Below are 1,250 nucleotides of genomic sequence, written 5' to 3'. Positions count from 1 at the left end.
TGGGGTGGTCCAGTAAAAACGGACAGTGCGCTAAGGTAGGTTGATTTTCAAGTCATGTTCGAATTGGTGGGGTGAGCGGTAGCCGAGGGCAGAGTGGCGACGGTCGAGGTTGAAGTAGGTGTCGAGGTAATGGGCCACTTCTAGGCGGGCTTCTTCGATCGAGGCGAAGGCGGTGCCTGGGGGCAGTAGCTCGGTTTTGAGCGTGCTCCAGCCCGCTTCGGCCTGGGCGTTATCATACGGATTACCCGGCCGGCTGAAGCTGGGCAGGGCCCCCGCTTGGGCAATGCGGGCGCGACAGGCCGCGCTGGTGTACTGGCTGCCGCGGTCGGCGTGGATGATGAGCCCCGGCGCGGGCTGACGTAGCGTCAGGGCTTGCTCCAGCGCATGGAGTACCAATTCAGTGGGCATCTGCGCAGCCAGATGCCAGCCCACCACGCGCCGCGAGCAGGCGTCGCGCCAGGTGGCCAGGTAGCACCAGCGCCCGCCCACCAGAGGCAGATACGTGATGTCGCCTACCCAGACTTGGTCGGGGGCAGTGGGGGCGGGCTGACCGAGCAACCGGTTTTCAGCCACAACGAGAGCTGGGTCAGCCACTGTTGTGCGGGGGCGCTGTGGGCGCGTGCTCAGCGCGCGCAGCCCGTTGCGCTGCAGCCACGAGCGAAGCGCGTACCGACCCACAGCATATCCTTCGGCGCGTAATTCGGCCCGCAACCGCCGCGTGCCGTAGCGGCGAGCATGGCGCGTAAACGCCTCCTGCGCTGCTGGCTGCCAAGCCGCAGCTGGTTGGGGCAGGCACTTGCGCCACTGGTAATACCCGGCGGTACTAACCGCCAATAGGCGGCAGAGCAGCCGCACGGGCCAGGGCTCGGTGCAGGCTTGAATGAACTGGTAGCGGCTCCTCACTGAGGCGGTTGCGCAAAGATGGTCACGACTTTTTTTAAAATATCGCGCTCCATTTCCACGCGCCGCAACTCGGCGCGTAGCTGCTTGATTTCGTCGCGCTCGGCACTACTGGGCACCGCCTTTTCCAGGGCCTCGCGTTGCCAGCGGCCGAGCAAAGCCGGCGAAATGCCTTGGGCACGGGCCACGTCCGTCTGGCGGGCTCCGGCCGCTACCTGGCGCACGCACTCGGCTTTGAAAGCGGGCGTATACTTCTTGCGTGTGGCGGACAAGCCGCCAGGATTCAGTTTCTCGGTCATGGGCAGTGGAAGATAAGACTTCTCACTGTCCGTTTTTACTGGACCACCCCA

1 protein-coding gene and 1 pseudogene are annotated in these 1,250 nt (G+C 64.5%); both read right to left on the bottom strand.

The window, feature by feature from the left end:
- Positions 1-30: 30 nt before the first annotated feature.
- A pseudogene (locus BMY67_RS19450) lies at positions 31-921 on the bottom strand (IS3 family transposase); the annotation flags it as partial.
- The gene (locus BMY67_RS18700) at positions 900-1,199 is read right to left on the bottom strand and encodes a transposase (RefSeq protein WP_092774306.1); all 300 of its coding nucleotides are present in this window, start codon (positions 1,197-1,199) and stop codon (positions 900-902) included. The gene BMY67_RS18700 and the pseudogene BMY67_RS19450, both read right to left, overlap by 22 nt.
- Positions 1,200-1,250 lie beyond the last annotated feature (51 nt).

Origin of the sequence: Hymenobacter actinosclerus (assembly GCF_900111515.1) — a bacterium.
GTDB lineage: Bacteria > Bacteroidota > Bacteroidia > Cytophagales > Hymenobacteraceae > Hymenobacter > Hymenobacter actinosclerus.
This window is presented reverse-complemented; position numbering and strand designations above follow the sequence as displayed.